Consider the following 17,739-nt stretch of genomic DNA (forward strand, 5'->3'; position numbering starts at 1 on the left):
AATTTAAATTCAGTTTAAGATTTTTGTGCCTTCGGCCGTTCCTACCAGAACTATATTTGCCGCACGACGGGCAAAAATACCGTTGGTGACTACGCCGACCAGGTTGTTGATTTGTTGTTCTAATTGTTCTGGCTCTGTAATGCTAAGGCCATGCACATCTAAAATGATATTGCCGTTGTCAGTCACTACGTTTTCGCGCCATACCGGGCGACCACCCAATTTTTCCAGCTCGCGCGCTACATAAGCGCGAGCCATAGGAATGACTTCTACAGGTAAAGGGAATTTGCCGAGTACATCCACTTGTTTGGTTTGATCGACAATACAGACAAACTTTTCAGCCACAGCTGCGACAATTTTTTCACGGGTAAGCGCAGCGCCACCGCCTTTAATCATATGCTTTCGCGGATTAATTTCGTCTGCGCCATCGACGTACACAGCAAAACTTTCCACTTCGTTTAAATCCAGCACGGTAATGCCTAAAGCACGCATTTTTTCAGTCGATTGCACTGAACTGGAAACCGCCCCTTTGATCTGATCTTTGATGGTAGCGAGCGCGTCAATAAAATGATTAACGGTAGAACCTGTGCCTACACCGACAATAGTGCCAGCTGTTACGTAATCTAAAGCTGCCCAGGCAGCGGCTTTTTTCATCTGATCTTGAGTCATTGGGGTACCGTTTTTGTTTTACTGCGTTTAGCCATACAGATGGATAGTAGCCGAAAAGAGGGATCGGGCAAAAGGGGCAAAAGGCAAAAGAGCTGAAAGAATTTTAGTATTTACTTATTGTTCACTAAAACGGCGGAATTTGGTTGGCGTGCAGATAGCTGGCAACGGAATATCCCAGGCTTCGACGGGTACTGATTCCACTTGCTGGCAATCATGGGCTAAGCCAATCAGCTGTGGTTTTGTAGCAGTAGAATCTAACTGACTTAAGGTTCTATCGTAAAAGCCGCCACCCATGCCCAAGCGTTGGCCTTGCAGGTCAAAAGCCACCAAAGGCGTAAAGATCAGATCCAGTTGCTCAACAGGGCATAACAAACTGCAATTAAGCTCTGGCTCACCAATGCCAAACTGATTGGGTTTTAACGAGGTGTTTGGGGTATACAACTGAAACACCAGATAACCAGGTACCACGGGATGCAATAACGGCAGATATAAAGTTTTGCCTCGCTGCCATAAAGCCTGAATCAAAGGTGTTGTATCCAGTTCACCATCATTGGTCAGGTATAACGCAATGTGTTGAGCTTGCTGTACTTCAGGGCGTGGCAGCAGTTGTTGCACTAAATCCAGACTAGCCTGGTGCTGCTGTGCTGTAGACAAGGATTTGCGCACACTGCGAATATGGTTACGAAGCTGTTGGCGTGAAGTCAAAACACTAAACCTGAAGTTTTAAAGATAAACCGGACTATAAAACAGAAAGGGTTTTCTACCAAGGGGCGAGCGTCGAAGCCAACAAAGCTGCAGTTTTAACATCGAAGGATGTATCCGATATAAATTGTCTCCGAATTGCCGTGTCAAGTATCAGCCCTTGAACCTAAGGTTCAAGGCGGGAGTCAGTTTGTCACCGTAGGCTTCTCGGTACGAGCCGAGCCTGCACAAAAGCAACAAGAAGGAGCCCCTAAAGTAAAACAATTATCGGCTCAGGGACATCTACCTAATCACTGACAACTCAGAGAACGAACTCAGTATAACACCAGCTTTTTGATTATTCCGCCTTCTTTTTCACTTCGACGAGCTCATTGCATAAATTTAGAGCAATCATCAGCAAAACGTCCTCATTCATATGCACGCCTGGTTTGAATTTTGTACTGGCGACTCGTTGTTCCAGTTCATCAATGGCCGCTTGCAGCCGTTGTTCTTCACCCAAAGGACAGGAAACCTTCAGCACACGGCCTAAAACTGAAATCGTCAGTTGCTTAGGTTTTGCACTGGCGGCAGGTTTTACTGCAGGTTTTTTCACTACAGCTTCAGCCGGAGGTGGGTCAACGGGACGAAATTTACGTAAATGCATGGTAGTTCCCTTAGGCCTGCGATTGGGGCGTCCATCTGTTGGCGGGTAGAACCAGCAAATGGTAGGATAGCTGCCTTGAAAAGTCGCTTGGGCCGAAAAATTATGACGACAGAAATTTTTAAATCTTACGATCACTGGACCAGTTTGCTGGATCAATCTTACCTGATGGCGTCGGCCGCCGAAGTACATGGCTTGATCGCAGGTTTGCTAAGTGGTGGTGTGAGCGCAGAACCGGCGAAGATTTTACCAGTTCTGCATGACTTCTTAAATGATGGACAAGCCTTATCTGCCCCTGTTAAAGCAGATATTTCTGATTTAATTATGCAAACGTCTGAATCTTTGGCACAGACCGACTATTCCTTCGCGTTATTGCTGCCGGGCGACGACGATTCCTTGCCGGAACGTCTTGAAGCTATGGTCGAATGGACCCAGTCTTTTTTGGTTGGTTTTGCTATTCAGCAGAACGATTTATCCATTTGTTCGGCTGAAGTAAAAGATGCGATAGAAGAGCTGACCGAAATTACCAAAATTGACGTATTTGCCATAGATGACAACAGCGCTGAGAGTAACGAAGAGTCGTACTTTTTAGTGCTGGAGCATATTCGTTTGCTGGTACTGACTTGCTTTAACGAAGTAGGGCTGAAATTCAGCAAAAACGAAGTTCAGAATAAAACTTTGCATTAAGAGCCTTTCGCAATGAATTTGAGTCTTCACCAAGACAGACGTGAGCGCTTGCTTACATCGATCCCAAACAACAGCGTAGTGTTGGTACCAGCTGCGGTGGAATTAACCCGCAGCCGCGACACCGAATATCCTTTTCGTCAGGACAGCGACTTCTTTTATCTGACAGGTTTTAACGAACCCGATGCGCTTTTGATCTTAAGCAAAGATAATTCTGGCCAGACTGCTAGTCTGTTGCTGTGCCGCCCTAAGGACCAGTTGGCTGAAATCTGGCAAGGCCGCCGTTTAGGGCCAGAGCAAGCCAAAGCTGAATTGGGTGTAGATGCGCTGCCTGTTACAGAGCTGGAAAACGAGCTGTTAAAAGCACTGAATCAAAAAACTACGCTTTATTATGCGCAGGGCACTTACGCAGAATTTGACGCTAAAGTAGCAGCTACCTTAGCCACCTTAAGGCGTTACCCTAAACGGGGCTACGTGGCACCGACAGTGCAGCAGGATTTACGGCCTGTCACAGCCGAAATGCGTTTGTTTAAAGATCAAGACGAAATTCATCAGATGCGCCAGGCCGGTTATATCAGTGCCAAAGCGCATAAAAGAGCGATGCAAGCTGCCAAAGCTGGTGTGTGGGAATATCAACTCGAAGCCCATATCCTGCATGAGTTTGCTATGCACGGCGCACGTTTCCCAGGCTACAACACCATTGTGGGTGCCGGTGAAAACGGCTGTATTTTGCATTACACCGACAACAGCAGCCAGCTCAAAGACGGTGATTTAGTGCTGATTGACGCTGGCGCTGAGTATCAGGGCTATACGGCGGATATCACCCGTACTTTTCCGGTCAGCGGCAAATTCAGCCCGGAACAGGCGGCGTTGTATCAGGTGGTACTGAATGCTCAGTACGCTGCTTGTGCAGAGGTGAAACCTGGCAATAAGTTTAAAGATGCGCTCGACGCTGCTTGTTTAGAACTAACCAAAGGTTTGCTGGAGTTAGGCATTTTACAGGGCGAGCTGGAACAACTTTTGAAAGACAACGCCTGCAAAGCCTATTTTATCCATGGCTTAGGCCACTGGTTAGGCTTAGACGTACATGATGTTGGAGCTTACAAACTTGCTGGTGAAGAGCGGCCTTTTGCACCGGGCATGATTTTAACCATAGAGCCGGGTTTATATATCCCTACAGGCTCGCCTTGTGATTCGAAGTGGTGGGGCCTAGCAGTACGGATTGAAGATGATTTGCTGGTCACAGCACAAGGGCACGACAACTTAACAGACTTAGTGCCGAAAGAAATTGCCGAAATCGAAGCTTTAATGGCGCAGGGCCACAGCTAACAACAGGATTGATGGATGTCAGACAATCAGAGTGCAGAACAAGCTTTGGATCTGGTGATCGCAGGCGGTGGTATGGCCGGATCACTGCTGGCTTATGTGCTGCTCAGTCAAAACCCTGGTTTAAAGCTGGCTATTGTTGAACAAAGTCCTGAGCTTGGTAAAGACGAGCAACCCTCCAAAGCCAGCTTTGATAGCCGCAGCATAGCGCTGGCCCATGGCAGTGTGGAGCTGCTACAGCAATGGGGCCTGTGGCAGGAGCTGCAACAAAGTGGCTGTGCTATCAAACATATCCAGATTTCCGACCGTGGTCATTTTGGTAAAACCTATTTAAATGCCGCCGATTATCAGTTATTCGCTTTAGGCCAGGTGATTGAAGTCGAAGCCATAGGCGAAGTGCTCTGGCAAAAACTTAAACACTTCACGACACAAGGTCGTTTAAGTTGGTTTTATAAGGACGCTATTAGCGCCTTACATCCAACCACAGAGTTACAGCGCATTAGCTTGAAAAGTGGCGCGCAACTGCGAGCTAAATTGCTGGTGATCGCCGAAGGCGGTTTATCTCCAAGCCGCACTTTAGCGGGTTTTGAGCTGAAATCTGATGACTATCAGCAGCATGCGCTGATTGCCAATATAGGCTTAGCCGACTCGCATCAACACAAAGCTTTTGAGCGTTTTACGCCAACAGGGCCTTTGGCTTTATTGCCGTTAACCAGGCAGCGGTATTCGCTGGTCTGGACTTTAACGCCAGAACAAGCAGAGCTGCACCTTCACCAAGCTGATAACGAGTTTTTAGCAGCTTTGCAGCAAGCCGCAGGCCACAGGGCAGGGGTATTTAAATCTGTCGGTCAGCGGGTGGTTTATCCGTTGAGTTTAAAGCGGGCCACTGAAGCGGCGCGCCATCGCACTGTATTACTCGGTAATAGTTTGCATAACCTGCACCCAATCGCAGGCCAGGGTTTTAACCTGGCTATCCGGGATATTTTTAGTTTAAGTCTGCTTTTGCAAAAACATCAGACGGATGTGGGTTGGTATCAATTAACCAAAGCTTATCAGCAGGCGCGTTTACCTGATATGCAGCAAGTGATTTTGTATACCGATTCGCTGGTTCGGCTGTTTTCTAATTCATCGCGCCTGATGGCGCTTGGCCGTAATACTGGCTTGTTTGCATTAAACCTGTGTCCTGATTTAAAACAAGTTGTGGCTAACCAGGCCATGGGACTGAATTCTATTCGCCAGTTAAAGGCGCAGCTGAGTTAAAAAAGAACCTTCGCCTAAAAAAGAGATCACCAATGGTCGAAAATGATATTTGTATAGTCGGTGCAGGCAGTGCAGGTTTAACCCTTGCGCTTTTACTGGCCGACACTCCGCTTAAAATTGCTGTGCTGGATAAAGACCCCGCGCCAGATCTGGTCGCTCCCAGCTTAAAGCGGGTGAGCGCGCTGAATCAGGCGTCAAAACGCTTGCTGAGTCAGTTGGGTGTTTGGCTGGATTTAACATCAGCTGCGCCATACAGCGATATGAAAGTATGGGAAGCCGACAGTTTTGGCCGCATTGAGTTTTCTGCGCTGGAACAAGGCTGTGATGAGCTCGGCTGGATGGTCGACAACGAACAGCTGCGGGCTGTGCTGTACCGCAAACTAAAAAGCAAAACCAATGTCAGTTGCCTGTTTCAAAGCAGCATTCTAACTATCAGTAATAGCGAACAACAAAACCTGCTGACGCTTGAAGGCCAAAGCCCAATGCTGTGCAAACTGCTGGTGGCAGCCGATGGCGCTAACTCTTTTGTCCGTCAGCAACTGCAGATGCCTATCGCCTTTTGGGATTACCAGCATCAGGCCTTAGTGGCACAAGTTCGTACCACACAACCGCATCAAAGCTGTGCCCGTCAGGTATTTTTACCCACTGGCCCGCTGGCCTTATTGCCATTGGCCGACCCGAATCTGGTCTCTATTGTCTGGAGTACCAGCCCGGAGCAGGCCGCTGAGCTGCAAGCTATGCACGCCGATCAGTTTAATAAAGCTTTAACAGCAGCCAGTAATTCTGTGCTGGGTTTGTTGCAGATTGAATCGGACCTCAGCAGCTACCCGCTAAAAATGCGTTATGCCAGCGAATGGGTATTGAATAAAACCGTGCTGGTGGCCGATGCTGCTCACACCATTCACCCGCTTGCGGGGCAGGGCATGAACCTGGGTTTAATGGACGTTGCCGCATTAGCAGAACTAATAGGTCAGCAAATTAACGCGCAAAAACCTATTAACGAGCAACGTATGCTGCGAAATTACGAGCGCTGGCGTAAAGCCGAAGCACAAACTCTGATCGCCGCTATGGAAGCCTTTAAACAAGGCTTTGGCCGCCAAAATTCGCTGCTGAAATTAGTGCGCGGCGTGGGAATGTCGCTGACTGATAAACTGCCTTTCGTAAAACAAAAAATAATGGCTGCAGCTTTAGGTGATTCCGGTGACTTGCCTTATATAGCGCGCCCTGCAGCCAAGTGACAGGCTGATAAAAGACCTAAAATGGCAGGGTTGTTGGCGACAATCTTGCCATTCGCATTATTAAATCTAATCCAAAAGGGGCTGTTGGCCTCTTGCCCCATCGGTTATAATCCGATTCATCTTAAAAATGTCATATGGTTATAAGCAGATTTCTGTGACCAACTGATGACAGCAAGTCTGAGTGTTTGAAGTTGCATAACGCGGCCTGAAAGCTCCAGCGGCACAGGCCAGAATTTAACGTCTGCTTTGGCAGCGGTACCTAAGTAGTTTGAAGTTACAGCGAGATTGCAAAGTCAATAAAGCTGTAGCCTCAAATACGACGGTAAAAACTGGGAAAAATACAGATGGCCCAAAAAACAGTATTATTCGCAAAGCATGTAGAATGTGGCGCAAAGATGGTGGACTTTCACGGCTGGGATATGCCGCTGAACTACGGTTCACAAATTGAAGAACACCACAATGTCCGCCAGGACGCTGGTATGTTCGACGTCTCTCACATGACTATCGTTGACCTGCAAGGGCCAAACACCCGCAACTTCCTGCGTTATTTACTCGCCAACGACGTCAACAAACTGACTGTGTCAGGCAAAGCCTTATACAGCGGCATGTTAAACGAAGCCGGTGGCGTGATTGACGACTTAATCGTTTACTTCCTGACTGAAGACTTCTTCCGTTTAGTAGTCAACTCAGCCACCCGCGAAAAAGATTTAGCCTGGATCAACCAGCAAGCCGCAGCTTATAACGTCACTGTAACCGAACGCCCAGAGTTCGCCATGATTGCAGTGCAAGGCCCACAAGCCAAAGCCAAAGTAGCCACCTTATTAACAGAAGAGCAAAAAGCAGCTGTAGCTGGTATGAAGCCATTTTTTGGTGTTCAGGCTGGTTCCTTGTTTATTGCTACGACGGGCTACACAGGCGAAGACGGTTACGAAATCTCTTTACCTAACGAAGAAGCCGCTGACTTCTGGCAAAAACTGCTGGATGCTGGTGTAAAACCAGCTGGTTTAGGCGCTCGTGACACCTTACGTTTAGAAGCAGGTATGAACCTGTATGGCCAGGATATGGACGAAACTGTATCTCCGCTGGCAGCCAACATGGGCTGGACTATTGCGTGGGAACCAAGCGACCGTAACTTTATTGGCCGTGCTGCTTTAGAACAACAAAAAGCTGCTGGCACTATGAAGCTGGTAGGTTTAGTGATGGAGCAAAAAGGCGTATTACGCCACGGCCAGAAAGTAGTGACCGAAGGCGGCGAAGGTGAAATCACTTCTGGTACTTTCTCACCTACTTTAGGTTTCAGTATCGCAATGGCCCGTGTACCAGCTTCGACTGGCGACACAGCAGAAGTAGATATCCGCGGCAAACTGGTTCAGGTGAAAGTCGTAAAACCTAACTTTGTACGTCTGGGTAAAAAAGTAATTTAATATCCCCGTTGTACTTGAAGCTGCGGCTTTGTTGACTGCGTTATGTCGCAGCACTGCAACTTCAAGCTACTTGGGTATAGATACCGCGGCTTGTTTTGTTTGTTATCTGTTGATTGAAAAATAAACAAACAAGGCGAGCCGTCATAAGCTTGCGGCAAAAGCATAGCTTCGCTATGTTGTTTGCCAGAGTCAGTTTGTAGACTGGCTGCAATTAAACAGCACATAAGCACAACAGCACCAAGGAATATAACAATGAGCAACATCCCTAACGAATTAAAGTACGCCCCGTCACACGAGTGGGTTCGTGACGAAGGCAACGGCGTTTTCACCGTAGGTATTTCTGAGCACGCTCAGGACCTGTTAGGTGACATGGTATTTGTTGAATTACCAGAGGTGGGTGACACTGTTGCTCAGGGCGATGACGTCGCTGTAGCTGAGTCTGTAAAAGCAGCATCAGACATCTACGCTCCGGTATCTGGCGAAATCGTGGCAGTCAACGATGCATTAAACGACTCACCAGAGCTGGTGAACAGCGCGCCATACGGTGACGGCTGGATGTTCAAAATCAAGATTTCTGACGAATCTGAACTGGCAGGCTTATTAGACGCCGCTGGTTATCAGAACGTTGTTGATTCTGAATAAGTAGACGCAAAAATAACTATAAAAGCCCTGTCCGCACAGGGCTTTTAATTACCCGTCGTACTTGAAGCTGCAGCTTTGTTGTCTGCGTGCTCCAGCCCCAGTCACATAGTGAACTATGCTCCTGGGGTCTGAAACACTTGCCGCCTCGCTGCAACATCAATTACTTAGGGTAATGGAATCAGTAATTTGACGGGGTTTATCTCCCCAACAGGGATATTAGGTGCAACTGGGCCAAAAGCCGAACCAGCACGTAAACATCCAACATATTGTAAAGACCATTTAGGAACTTCAAGGCATGACCACTTCAGCTGTGAAAACCCTGTCGCAACTTGCGAACCATCAGGAATTTATTCAACGCCATATAGGCCCGGACGCTAACGAAACAGCAGCTATGCTGGCTGAATTAGGCGTAAGCAGCATGGAAGAGCTGATCGCACAAACTGTGCCTGCTTCCATTCGCCTGCCAAAGCCATTGGCAACTGGTGAAGCCACAACTGAAGCGGACGCTCTGGCGTACTTAAAAGCGGCTGCGAACAAAAACAAAATGTTCAAAAGCTACATTGGTATGGGCTACCACCCAACGCTGACACCAAACGTGATTTTACGTAACGTGTTAGAAAACCCGGGCTGGTACACAGCGTACACGCCATACCAGCCGGAAATTGCTCAGGGCCGTTTAGAAGCTCTGCTGAACTTCCAACAAGTGTCTTTAGATTTAACAGGTATGGAATTGGCCTCGGCTTCATTGCTGGACGAAGCAACAGCCGCTGCTGAAGCTATGGCGCTAGCTAAACGTGTCGCAAAAAGCAAAGCCAACACTTACTTTATTGCTGACGACGTGCACCCACAAACCATCGACGTAGTGCGCACCCGTGCTGAAATGTTTGGTTTTGACGTGATCATTGGCAAAGCCACTGACGCTGTTAACCACGACGTATTTGGTGCTTTATTACAGTACCCATCTACTACAGGTGAAGTACGTAACGACAGCGGCTTAATTGCAGCGCTGCAAGCGAAAAAAGCCGTAGTAGCAGTCGCAGCCGACATGATGAGCTTATTGCTATTAAAATCGCCAGGCGAATTAGGCGCAGATGTAGTTTTAGGTTCAGCCCAGCGTTTTGGTGTACCTATGGCGTTTGGTGGCCCACACTCTGCATTCTTCGCGACTCGTGACGATTACAAACGTTCTATGCCAGGCCGTATCATAGGTGTGTCAAAAGACCGTCGTGGTAACCAAGCGCTGCGTATGGCAATGCAAACCCGTGAACAGCATATCCGCCGTGAAAAAGCCAACTCTAACATCTGTACTGCACAGGTGTTACTGGCGAACATGGCGTCTTTCTTCGCTGTATACCACGGCCCAGAAGGTCTGAAAAATATTGCAGAGCGTATTCACCGTTCTGCTGACGTCTTTGCAGCTGGCTTGCAAGCGAAAGGCGTATCTTTAGTACACAACACCTGGTTCGACACTGTTACATTCAAAGTTGCGGATCGCGCCGCAGTAGTAGCCCGCGCTATCGCCGCTGAAGTGAACTTACGTACAGATATCGCGGAAAGCTTAAGCGTAAGCTTTAACGAACTGACGTCTGCTTCTGATATCGCTCAGCTGTTTGATATAGTTCTGGGCGCTGGCCATGGCTTAGACGTCACTAAGTTAGACGCTGACATAGTAGCTAAAGGCTCGAACTCTATTCCTGCTGACTTAGTACGTACTTCTAAGTACTTAACGCACCCGGTATTTAACCAGTACCACAGTGAAACTGAAATGCTGCGTTATATCAAAAAGCTGGAAAATAAAGACTTAGCACTGAACCACTCGATGATTTCTTTAGGTTCGTGCACCATGAAGTTAAACGCCACAGCCGAAATGATCCCGGTCACCTGGCCAGAATTTGGTTCCTTGCACCCGTTTGTGCCACGCGATCAGGCCGAAGGTTACTACCAAATGATTGGCGAGCTGGCCAACTGGTTAGTCGAAATCACCGGCTACGACGCTGTGTCTATGCAACCCAACTCAGGCGCACAAGGCGAATACGCTGGCATGATCGCTATTCGTAAATACCACGAAAGCCGCGGCGATTCACACCGTAACGTCTGTTTAATTCCTGTGTCGGCGCACGGTACTAACCCTGCCACAGCAGCTATGGCCTGCTTTGAAGTAGTACTGGTAGATTGCGACAAGAGCGGCAACATCGACATGGCCGATTTAAAAGCCAAAGCCGAAGCCGTATCCGACAAGTTAGCCGCCATTATGGTGACTTACCCATCCACACACGGTGTGTTTGAAGAGTCTATCCGCGAGCTGTGTGACATAGTTCACGCGCACGGTGGCCAGGTGTATATGGACGGCGCCAATATGAACGCTCAGGTAGGTATTACTTCTCCTGGCTTTATCGGTGCTGACGTATCGCATTTAAACCTGCACAAAACCTTCTGTATTCCTCACGGCGGTGGCGGCCCAGGTATGGGTCCTATAGGTGTGAAGAAACAATTGGCTCCGTTTATGCCAAACCACGCAGTGGTTAAAATTGAAGGCACTGGTCAGGATAACGGCGCAGTATCTGCAGCACCATTTGGTAGCGCAGGCATTCTGCCAATCAGCTGGATGTACATCAAAATGATGGGCGGCGACGGTTTACGTCAAGCCACTGAAATGGCGATTTTAAGCGCGAACTACATGGCGAAAAAACTGAGCGACCTGTTCCCTGTGTTGTACGTAGGTACCAACGGCCGCGTAGCGCACGAATGTATTATCGACATGCGTCCACTCAAAGAAAAAACCGGCGTCACCGAAATGGACATCGCCAAACGTTTAATGGACTACGGCTTCCACGCCCCAACTATGTCATTCCCGGTAGCCGGCACGCTGATGATCGAGCCTACTGAGTCTGAAAGCAAAGTGGAACTGGACAAATTTATCACTGCCATGACTTCTATCCGCAATGAAATTGCAAGGGTAGAAGCAGGGGAGTGGACTGCAGACAACAACCCACTGCATTTTGCGCCTCACACTATGGAAGATATTTTCGACCCAAGCTGGGACCGCCCATACGAGCGTCAGTACGCTGCATTCCCTGCACAGTACGTGGCAGAAAACAAATTCTGGCCAACAGTCACCCGTATCGACGACGTATACGGCGACCGCAACCTGATGTGTGCTTGCCCTAGTCCGGAAGATTATCGATAAGTGAAATTTTTGATGATCACGACAATTCTAGTTGGTAACCGATCCAATCTAGTTGGAAACCGACAAATGTAGTTGGTAACTCGTGTGAAACATCGATGAATAGAGGCGAACTTAGGTTCGCCTCTTTTTTTCGTTCGAATCAAGCCCGGTCGTTCAGCAAAAAACTCATCGCAAATTCAATAGTTGAGTCAAAGTGATCCGGGTCGTTGTCGTATTCATGCTGTGCATAAGCCGTACATGCCTGAATCCAGAACTCCTCTTTTAAGCCATCCGGAAAATCAAAGCCCTCTGCTTTACGCACCCACTCAATGACAGCGTCAGAACTGTGCTCCAAGGTCGAGAAGCTCAGTCTCAGGTAATAGAGAGCGACATCGTCACTTAATACGCTGCCGTGCTTCGAGAAATAGCGTGAGCAGTAGAGACCGAACCTTAAAGCCGCAGTAACACAATCATAACTGGCGAGCATCTGCGCTCCAGCCTGAAGTATGTTGACCGAGGTTCTGCTGGTATTCAGTTCATGTGAGTAAAACATTTCGTCTAGTAGATAATAAGTTTAACGGGCACTTTTGTGAGAATTTTGTAGTGACAATTTGGAGAATATCAGCGAGGATTGTCAAATTAATGAATAATATTGGGGACAGTGATTCGTTATTAATTTAACAGTCATATCAATTTTTTACACGGCGCCATGTCTTGGGATAAGTCTGACGAAATGCTAACAGTAAAAATGTACAAAGCAGGCAATGGAGACTGTATATCGATAGAAACACAGTCTGAATTTGTGTTAATTGATGGTGGTACAGCTCAGTCGTTTGATGATTGGAAGGAACATATTATTGGGCGTGAGCGTAAAATTGATTCCGTTATTGTTACCCACATTGATAATGACCATGTTAATGGGGTCATCAAGTTATTGACGCATCCTGATTGCCCTAGTATCGATAAAATCTACTTCAATGGAGCTGAACAGCTATTTGGACAACTTTCAACATCCGGTATCGATTTTCGAAGCGATATGAAGATGCAAGCTCTATACGAAGAAAATTCACAGGTTGGTGATAAAGACCTCATTGGATATTCTGAAGGCACATCTTTGTCATATGTCCTATCCAATATAGGATATATATCCAACGACGTTGTTAGTGGTCAGGCACTTTACCGCGAAATATGTGCATGCTTTGATATCGGGTTATTGAAATTCAATGTGATTGGCCCTGACTTACATGCTTTGTCTGAACTTAAAAAAGTTTGGGAAGAAAAATTGGAAGAGCGAAATATCAAACCTAGGATAATAAGCAAATCCTATTGTGATTCTTTTGAACGGTATGTGAGTAGTATTCAACAAACGAAGTTGTGTAAACACACAATATCTCACGAAGAAAAAAATACAATCGAAGGCCTCGCATACCTTCCATATGACGATGATAATTCTATTACTAATAAAAGTGGTTTTTCTTTTTTGATTGAATTTGAAGGAAAAAAAATACTTTATTTAGGAGATAGTAATGCTCAAATTATTATTTCTTGGCTAGATGGGCTTAATTTAGCTAGAATAAAAGTTGACGCAGTAAAACTTGCTCATCACGGAAGTCGAAATAATACTAGTTTGGAATTGCTAAATAGAATTGAATGCGATAAATATTTAATTAGTACAAATGGAAAATTACATGGGCACCCAGACTTGGAAACTCTTGCTCGAATTGCTATCGTCAATGCTTCTAAACACACGGAAATTCATTTTAATTACGATCTAAACACCATACCTGAATGGTTTAAAGCTGAATTAAATGATAGCTACCCAATGATAAATTTGTTATTTAATTCTTGTGAGATTGTAATATGACTGCGGGGGCCTTGGACGATTATAAGCTCGATAGTATCTACATTTTACAAACGTTATCTAATGATGGACATACCAAGCGTGGTACATGCTTTTCTGTAGCTAAGGATTTGTTACTAACTGCTAGTCACGTGGTGGAGGGTGCTAAGCTAATTAAAGTGTATTTAACCAGTGATGTTTTTGCTGCTGGACAGCATATTGAAGCCGAATGTATTTACCGAAATTTAGATATCGATATCGCAATCTTGAGACTTCCTAAAGACGCTACAAGCAGCGTTTTAGAGCTATATTCCACAAGTGTGAGCTTAGATAGTGAGTTGAAAATTTGCGGATACCCAGTTGAGAAAGAACATTATCCAGCCCCGATCAAAGTTAAAGTTACGAATTCATTTGAGCATATGACAAGCCGTCAATACAGCTTTGAAATTTCTCAGTCTGACACTGTTAGCAAGTACAGCGGGATGTCTGGTTCTCCAGTGCTGTATAAGCATTACTGTATTGGCATTTTACTTGTACAGCAGTCGACTAACACTTTGTATGCTTTATCAACTAAGGATTTATTAAGTGATATCTCAATTCGTGAGAAAATAGAAGCTTATGGTGCCAATATTATTGTTCAAGAGGGAATTGATTACAAAGCACCACCTTGTCCTTTGTCACCATTTAAGTATGACATATACTGTAATGCCGAACATCCAAATATAAAAGGTGTAGATATTGGCTTTACAATGAAACAATGGAACTTAGGTGATTTTGCAGAGTCTGTATATGATTGGGTTGTTGATTATTGTTTGTCATATAAAGATAAAGCAAATTTCAAAGGAAGCGAAAGGCGGCTCTTTAAGTATGCTAGAGCCAATTATCCAGAGAATAATTTGAATGCACTGGCAGATCTCTGCTTACATATAGCTATACGGGAATCATATTCAACAATACCAATAATGAATAAGGTTTTTGATATAAACAGAAAAACATTTTCGTGTACTCATGCCGTTTTGAATTTTGATAGCATAGAATTGTGGATAGGAGCATCATCTGTTAGTGCCAATGTTGAGGAGGCCGTTAGTGTTGTAGTAAGTAATATTGAGTATATTTTGAATATAAAAAATATTAAGAACAGGTTGATAATGCTTACTACTGAAATCCATGATTCTTGGCCCCATAAAGAAAAGTTAGAAAGGCTTGCTAATTCAGAATTAGAACTAGAAGAAAGATTCGATAAAATTATTATCCCTGTTTTTATTATGCATGAAAGCGAAATAATCACGAAATATGAAAAAGAGAAATTTAAGGAACTTTTTTTAGAAAGTATCCAGAAGTTTCGTTATTTATTTAAATTAGAGGCTAATAATAGACTAGACAACTTAATTGATTTGCGAATTTTTTACTTTCCTGTTTCTGATTTGATAGAGGTCAATACTGCATTGCTTAAGGAGTTAAATTCATGAGCGATTGGTATCAAAATGCAAAGACACTTCTTAATGATGAGTTTTTTACTGATTGGGATGATTTTTTATTATCACTGGTTAATGAGTTTAATCGCCACTCCAACCAACCATTGGTTCAAGATATCGCAATTAGGGCACTTGAACGAAAAAACGATATGCCTAATGGATTTATCCTAAATCACATTTTAGGTGAGTTAGGACTTTACCCATATGTCGATAAAGAAAATTTCACATCAAAAGATGACTTTCGTCGTAGTATCTTCACTACTCCACAAGATAAATCTAAGACTTTTCACATCCGTCAAGCTGAAGTTTTTCACCGTATAATGAGTGGTGAAAACATAATTCTTAGTGCGCCGACTAGTTTTGGAAAAAGCCTTATAATAGAAGCTGTAGTTGCTAGCGATGAATTTAATAATATTGTAATTGTTGTGCCTACTATCGCATTGATTGATGAATTAAAGAAGAAACTATTTAAATATAAGAATAAATATAAAATTGTAACACAGGTATCACAGAAGGCGAGTGCTAGGAATATTTTTATTCTCACTCAAGAGCGGGTATTAGAATATGACAGCCTTCAAGGTGTTGATTTCTTTATAATCGATGAGTTCTATAAATTAGCTCCAGTTAGTCAAGTCGATGAAAGATGTGATCGACTGAATTTAGCATTCAAATTATTGTACTCAAAGTGTAGTCGTTTTTATATGTTAGGCCCGAAGATTAATGGATTGGTATATGGAATTGAAAATGAATTGAGGTGTACTTTTTTAAAATTTGATACATATTCCACTGTCGCAACCAATGAGTTTTATTACCCATTAAAAGTTACGGGGAGAGATTCGGTAGTAGATGTTGAGAGAGATAGTATATTATATTCTATTTTGTCCTCTATCGGAAGAAAAGAACAAACTGTAATATATTGCAAGTCTCCACATCGAGTAAGCTCTTTAATGTGTCGGCTTTTGAAAAATGGTATTTTAACTCCAGATAATTCTAACAATGATCTTGCGAATTGGTTAGCTGAAAATTTTCATAGTAAATGGTCTTTAGTCGAAGGGGTAAAACATGGCATCGCTTATCATCATGCTCAATTACCAAGAGCTGTAAGTGCTCTTATTGTCGATCTGTTTAATGATTCAAAAATAAATATTCTTATTTGCACTTCGACCCTAATAGAAGGCGTAAATACAAATGCAAAAAATATAATAATATACGATGACTGCATTACAAAAAGGACTAAGCTTGATATGTTCACTTTCAATAATATTTCTGGTAGGTCTGGAAGGATGTTTGAGCATTTTGTCGGTAATGTTTACATTTTTGGTGAAAAACCTCAAGTTGAACTCCCATTAATTGATATCCCGGTGATAACGCAAAGTGAAAGCGCATCTGAATCTTTGTTGCTAAATTTAGGTGATGATGTTTATGAAGAAAATAAGGGTAGAGTGAAGAAATTTTATGAACAAAAAATACTTCCTATGTCGTTACTTATTAAACATCAGGGAATAGATCCAAACAAACTAATTCGATTCGCTGAGAAGCTTATTGAGAATTGCAATTCTTGGAATAAATTGATGTGTTGGGATGGTATTTACCCGACATCTAAACAGTTGCAGCATCTATCTACTATTTTGTTTGAGAATTTTAATGTATCTTCAATGGGGGGCGGAACCGTACGCTCTGCTAGTCAATTGAATAGAAAGTTGATCGATGTAATAAATCAAGTAGATGATAAAGAATTGATCTGTCAAGATTATGAATACTGGATTGAAAGGGATAATAATTATAGTGTTGATGACGCTGTGCAAGCTGTCTTCAATTTTAAGAAAAATCTCGTAAACTACAATTTACCCAAAATAATATATGCGATAAGCGATATTCAGGAGATTGTATTCCAACGGTTCGAGTATTCTTTTGGTGATTTTAAGCCTTTTGCTTCAGCGCTTGAGAATTTTTATTATCCAGCTGCTATAAATTCTTTGGAAGAGTTCGGAATACCAAGTCAAGTCGCTAAAAAAATCGTAGTCTATAATAGAAACAAAATCGAAAATATAGATAGTATTGATTCAGTCATTGATTTTTTGACTACGTCAGGTCAAAGCTCCTATGGCGAACTATCAGAGTACGAATTGGGCTTCATGAAAAGAGCACTCGCCTATATGTGAGAGCCAAATTAATAATGTGAGGAGGCTAATTACTCCTAGTCTTTATTTTTAATGAACAACTATCCCCAGATTAGGTGCGTGATTAAAAAATGAATGTCTATAAAATAGTTGCATAGAGATTTTTTTCATGCCTTTTTCTGCACATTCATATGTATATCTAATCTAAGCAGATAATTGAGATCACCAATTCAATCTGAGCATTACCAGTTTTTCCTAGTTATTTTTGTCTTGTTTTACAGCTCTGATGCGAAAAATATGATCAGGGCTGAAGCCTTGGCGCAGTAACTCAAAATCTTCAACATTAACTTCAGCTGTTGTGCCATCTCCCTCAAGCAAGTAAGCACTTCCTTTTATAGTTTTTACGAGCTTGTCATCAGGAATAATTTCAACAATTTTCGAAGTGCAAACATAGTCACTAGCATCAAACCTGAATGTCTCATCTTCAACGCAGATACCCCATGACCTTTCCCCGGAATTAATACCAATCCCGTGATGAGATTTTCCAGCTTATGCT

14 protein-coding genes and 1 other RNA gene are annotated in these 17,739 nt (G+C 43.9%); 10 read left to right on the top strand and 5 right to left on the bottom strand.

The window, feature by feature from the left end; genetic code table 11:
• Positions 1-9: 9 nt before the first annotated feature.
• The 4 genes from rpiA to WH43_RS20830 form a co-directional block, all read right to left on the bottom strand.
• Positions 10-666 carry a ribose-5-phosphate isomerase RpiA gene (gene rpiA / locus WH43_RS15825; protein WP_053425538.1) on the bottom strand — a complete coding sequence of 219 codons (657 nt, stop codon included), beginning with the start codon at positions 664-666 and terminating at the stop codon, positions 10-12.
• A 114-nt stretch (positions 667-780) separates the two neighbouring features.
• On the bottom strand, positions 781-1,371 hold the full coding sequence (locus WH43_RS15830) for a 5-formyltetrahydrofolate cyclo-ligase (RefSeq protein WP_053425539.1): 591 nt from the start codon (positions 1,369-1,371) through the stop codon (positions 781-783).
• Between the two features lie 123 nt (positions 1,372-1,494).
• Positions 1,495-1,679, bottom strand: a non-coding RNA gene (gene ssrS, locus WH43_RS19890) — 6S RNA.
• A gap of 26 nt (positions 1,680-1,705) precedes the next feature.
• The gene (locus WH43_RS20830) at positions 1,706-2,011 is read right to left on the bottom strand and encodes a cell division protein ZapA (RefSeq protein WP_053425540.1); all 306 of its coding nucleotides are present in this window, start codon (positions 2,009-2,011) and stop codon (positions 1,706-1,708) included.
• Between the two features lie 75 nt (positions 2,012-2,086).
• On the opposite strand from WH43_RS20830, the gene WH43_RS15840 reads away from it, so the two are divergent.
• The 7 genes from WH43_RS15840 to gcvP all read left to right on the top strand — a co-directional run bounded on the left by WH43_RS15840 (position 2,087) and on the right by gcvP (position 11,769).
• Entirely contained in the window at positions 2,087-2,695 is a 609-nt protein-coding gene (locus tag WH43_RS15840) for a UPF0149 family protein (protein WP_286049835.1), read from the top strand.
• 12 nt (positions 2,696-2,707) lie between these two features.
• Entirely contained in the window at positions 2,708-4,021 is a 1,314-nt protein-coding gene (pepP, locus tag WH43_RS15845) for a Xaa-Pro aminopeptidase (protein ID WP_053425541.1), read from the top strand.
• 15 nt (positions 4,022-4,036) lie between these two features.
• Positions 4,037-5,278, top strand: coding sequence for a 2-octaprenyl-6-methoxyphenyl hydroxylase (gene ubiH / locus WH43_RS15850; protein WP_053425542.1), 1,242 nt, complete (start codon positions 4,037-4,039; stop codon positions 5,276-5,278).
• Positions 5,279-5,310: 32 nt separating this feature from the next.
• Positions 5,311-6,516, top strand: coding sequence for an FAD-dependent monooxygenase (locus tag WH43_RS15855; RefSeq protein WP_053425543.1), 1,206 nt, complete (start codon positions 5,311-5,313; stop codon positions 6,514-6,516).
• A gap of 344 nt (positions 6,517-6,860) precedes the next feature.
• Positions 6,861-7,940, top strand: coding sequence for a glycine cleavage system aminomethyltransferase GcvT (gene gcvT, locus WH43_RS15860; RefSeq protein ID WP_053425544.1), 1,080 nt, complete (start codon positions 6,861-6,863; stop codon positions 7,938-7,940).
• A 252-nt stretch (positions 7,941-8,192) separates the two neighbouring features.
• The gene (gcvH, locus tag WH43_RS15865) at positions 8,193-8,582 is read left to right on the top strand and encodes a glycine cleavage system protein GcvH (protein ID WP_053425545.1); all 390 of its coding nucleotides are present in this window, start codon (positions 8,193-8,195) and stop codon (positions 8,580-8,582) included.
• Positions 8,583-8,877: 295 nt separating this feature from the next.
• The gene (gene gcvP / locus WH43_RS15870; protein ID WP_053425546.1) at positions 8,878-11,769 is read left to right on the top strand and encodes an aminomethyl-transferring glycine dehydrogenase; all 2,892 of its coding nucleotides are present in this window, start codon (positions 8,878-8,880) and stop codon (positions 11,767-11,769) included.
• A 139-nt stretch (positions 11,770-11,908) separates the two neighbouring features.
• Here gcvP and WH43_RS15875 read toward each other — a convergent pair whose 3' ends face one another.
• On the bottom strand, positions 11,909-12,235 hold the full coding sequence (locus WH43_RS15875; protein ID WP_152342879.1) for a hypothetical protein: 327 nt from the start codon (positions 12,233-12,235) through the stop codon (positions 11,909-11,911).
• A 222-nt stretch (positions 12,236-12,457) separates the two neighbouring features.
• Here WH43_RS15875 and WH43_RS15880 point away from each other — a divergent pair, with 222 nt between their 5' ends.
• Genes WH43_RS15880 through WH43_RS15890 form a run of 3 tightly spaced genes read left to right on the top strand, consistent with a single transcriptional unit; the run spans position 12,458 to position 17,225 of the window.
• Complete coding sequence (locus tag WH43_RS15880; RefSeq protein ID WP_053425548.1) at positions 12,458-13,612, top strand: MBL fold metallo-hydrolase; 1,155 nt, start codon at positions 12,458-12,460, stop codon at positions 13,610-13,612.
• Positions 13,609-15,057: a Hachiman antiphage defense system protein HamA gene (locus tag WH43_RS15885; RefSeq protein WP_053425549.1), complete on the top strand. Its 1,449-nt coding sequence runs from the start codon at positions 13,609-13,611 to the stop codon at positions 15,055-15,057. Before WH43_RS15880 ends, WH43_RS15885 begins: the two co-directional genes overlap by 4 nt.
• Complete coding sequence (locus WH43_RS15890; RefSeq protein ID WP_053425550.1) at positions 15,054-17,225, top strand: DEAD/DEAH box helicase; 2,172 nt, start codon at positions 15,054-15,056, stop codon at positions 17,223-17,225. The genes WH43_RS15885 and WH43_RS15890 overlap by 4 nt, the downstream gene beginning before the upstream one ends.
• Positions 17,226-17,739: the final 514 nt, after the last annotated feature.

Origin of the sequence: Rheinheimera sp. KL1 (assembly GCF_001275035.1) — a bacterium.
GTDB classification, from domain to species: Bacteria; Pseudomonadota; Gammaproteobacteria; order Enterobacterales; family Alteromonadaceae; genus Pararheinheimera; species Pararheinheimera tangshanensis.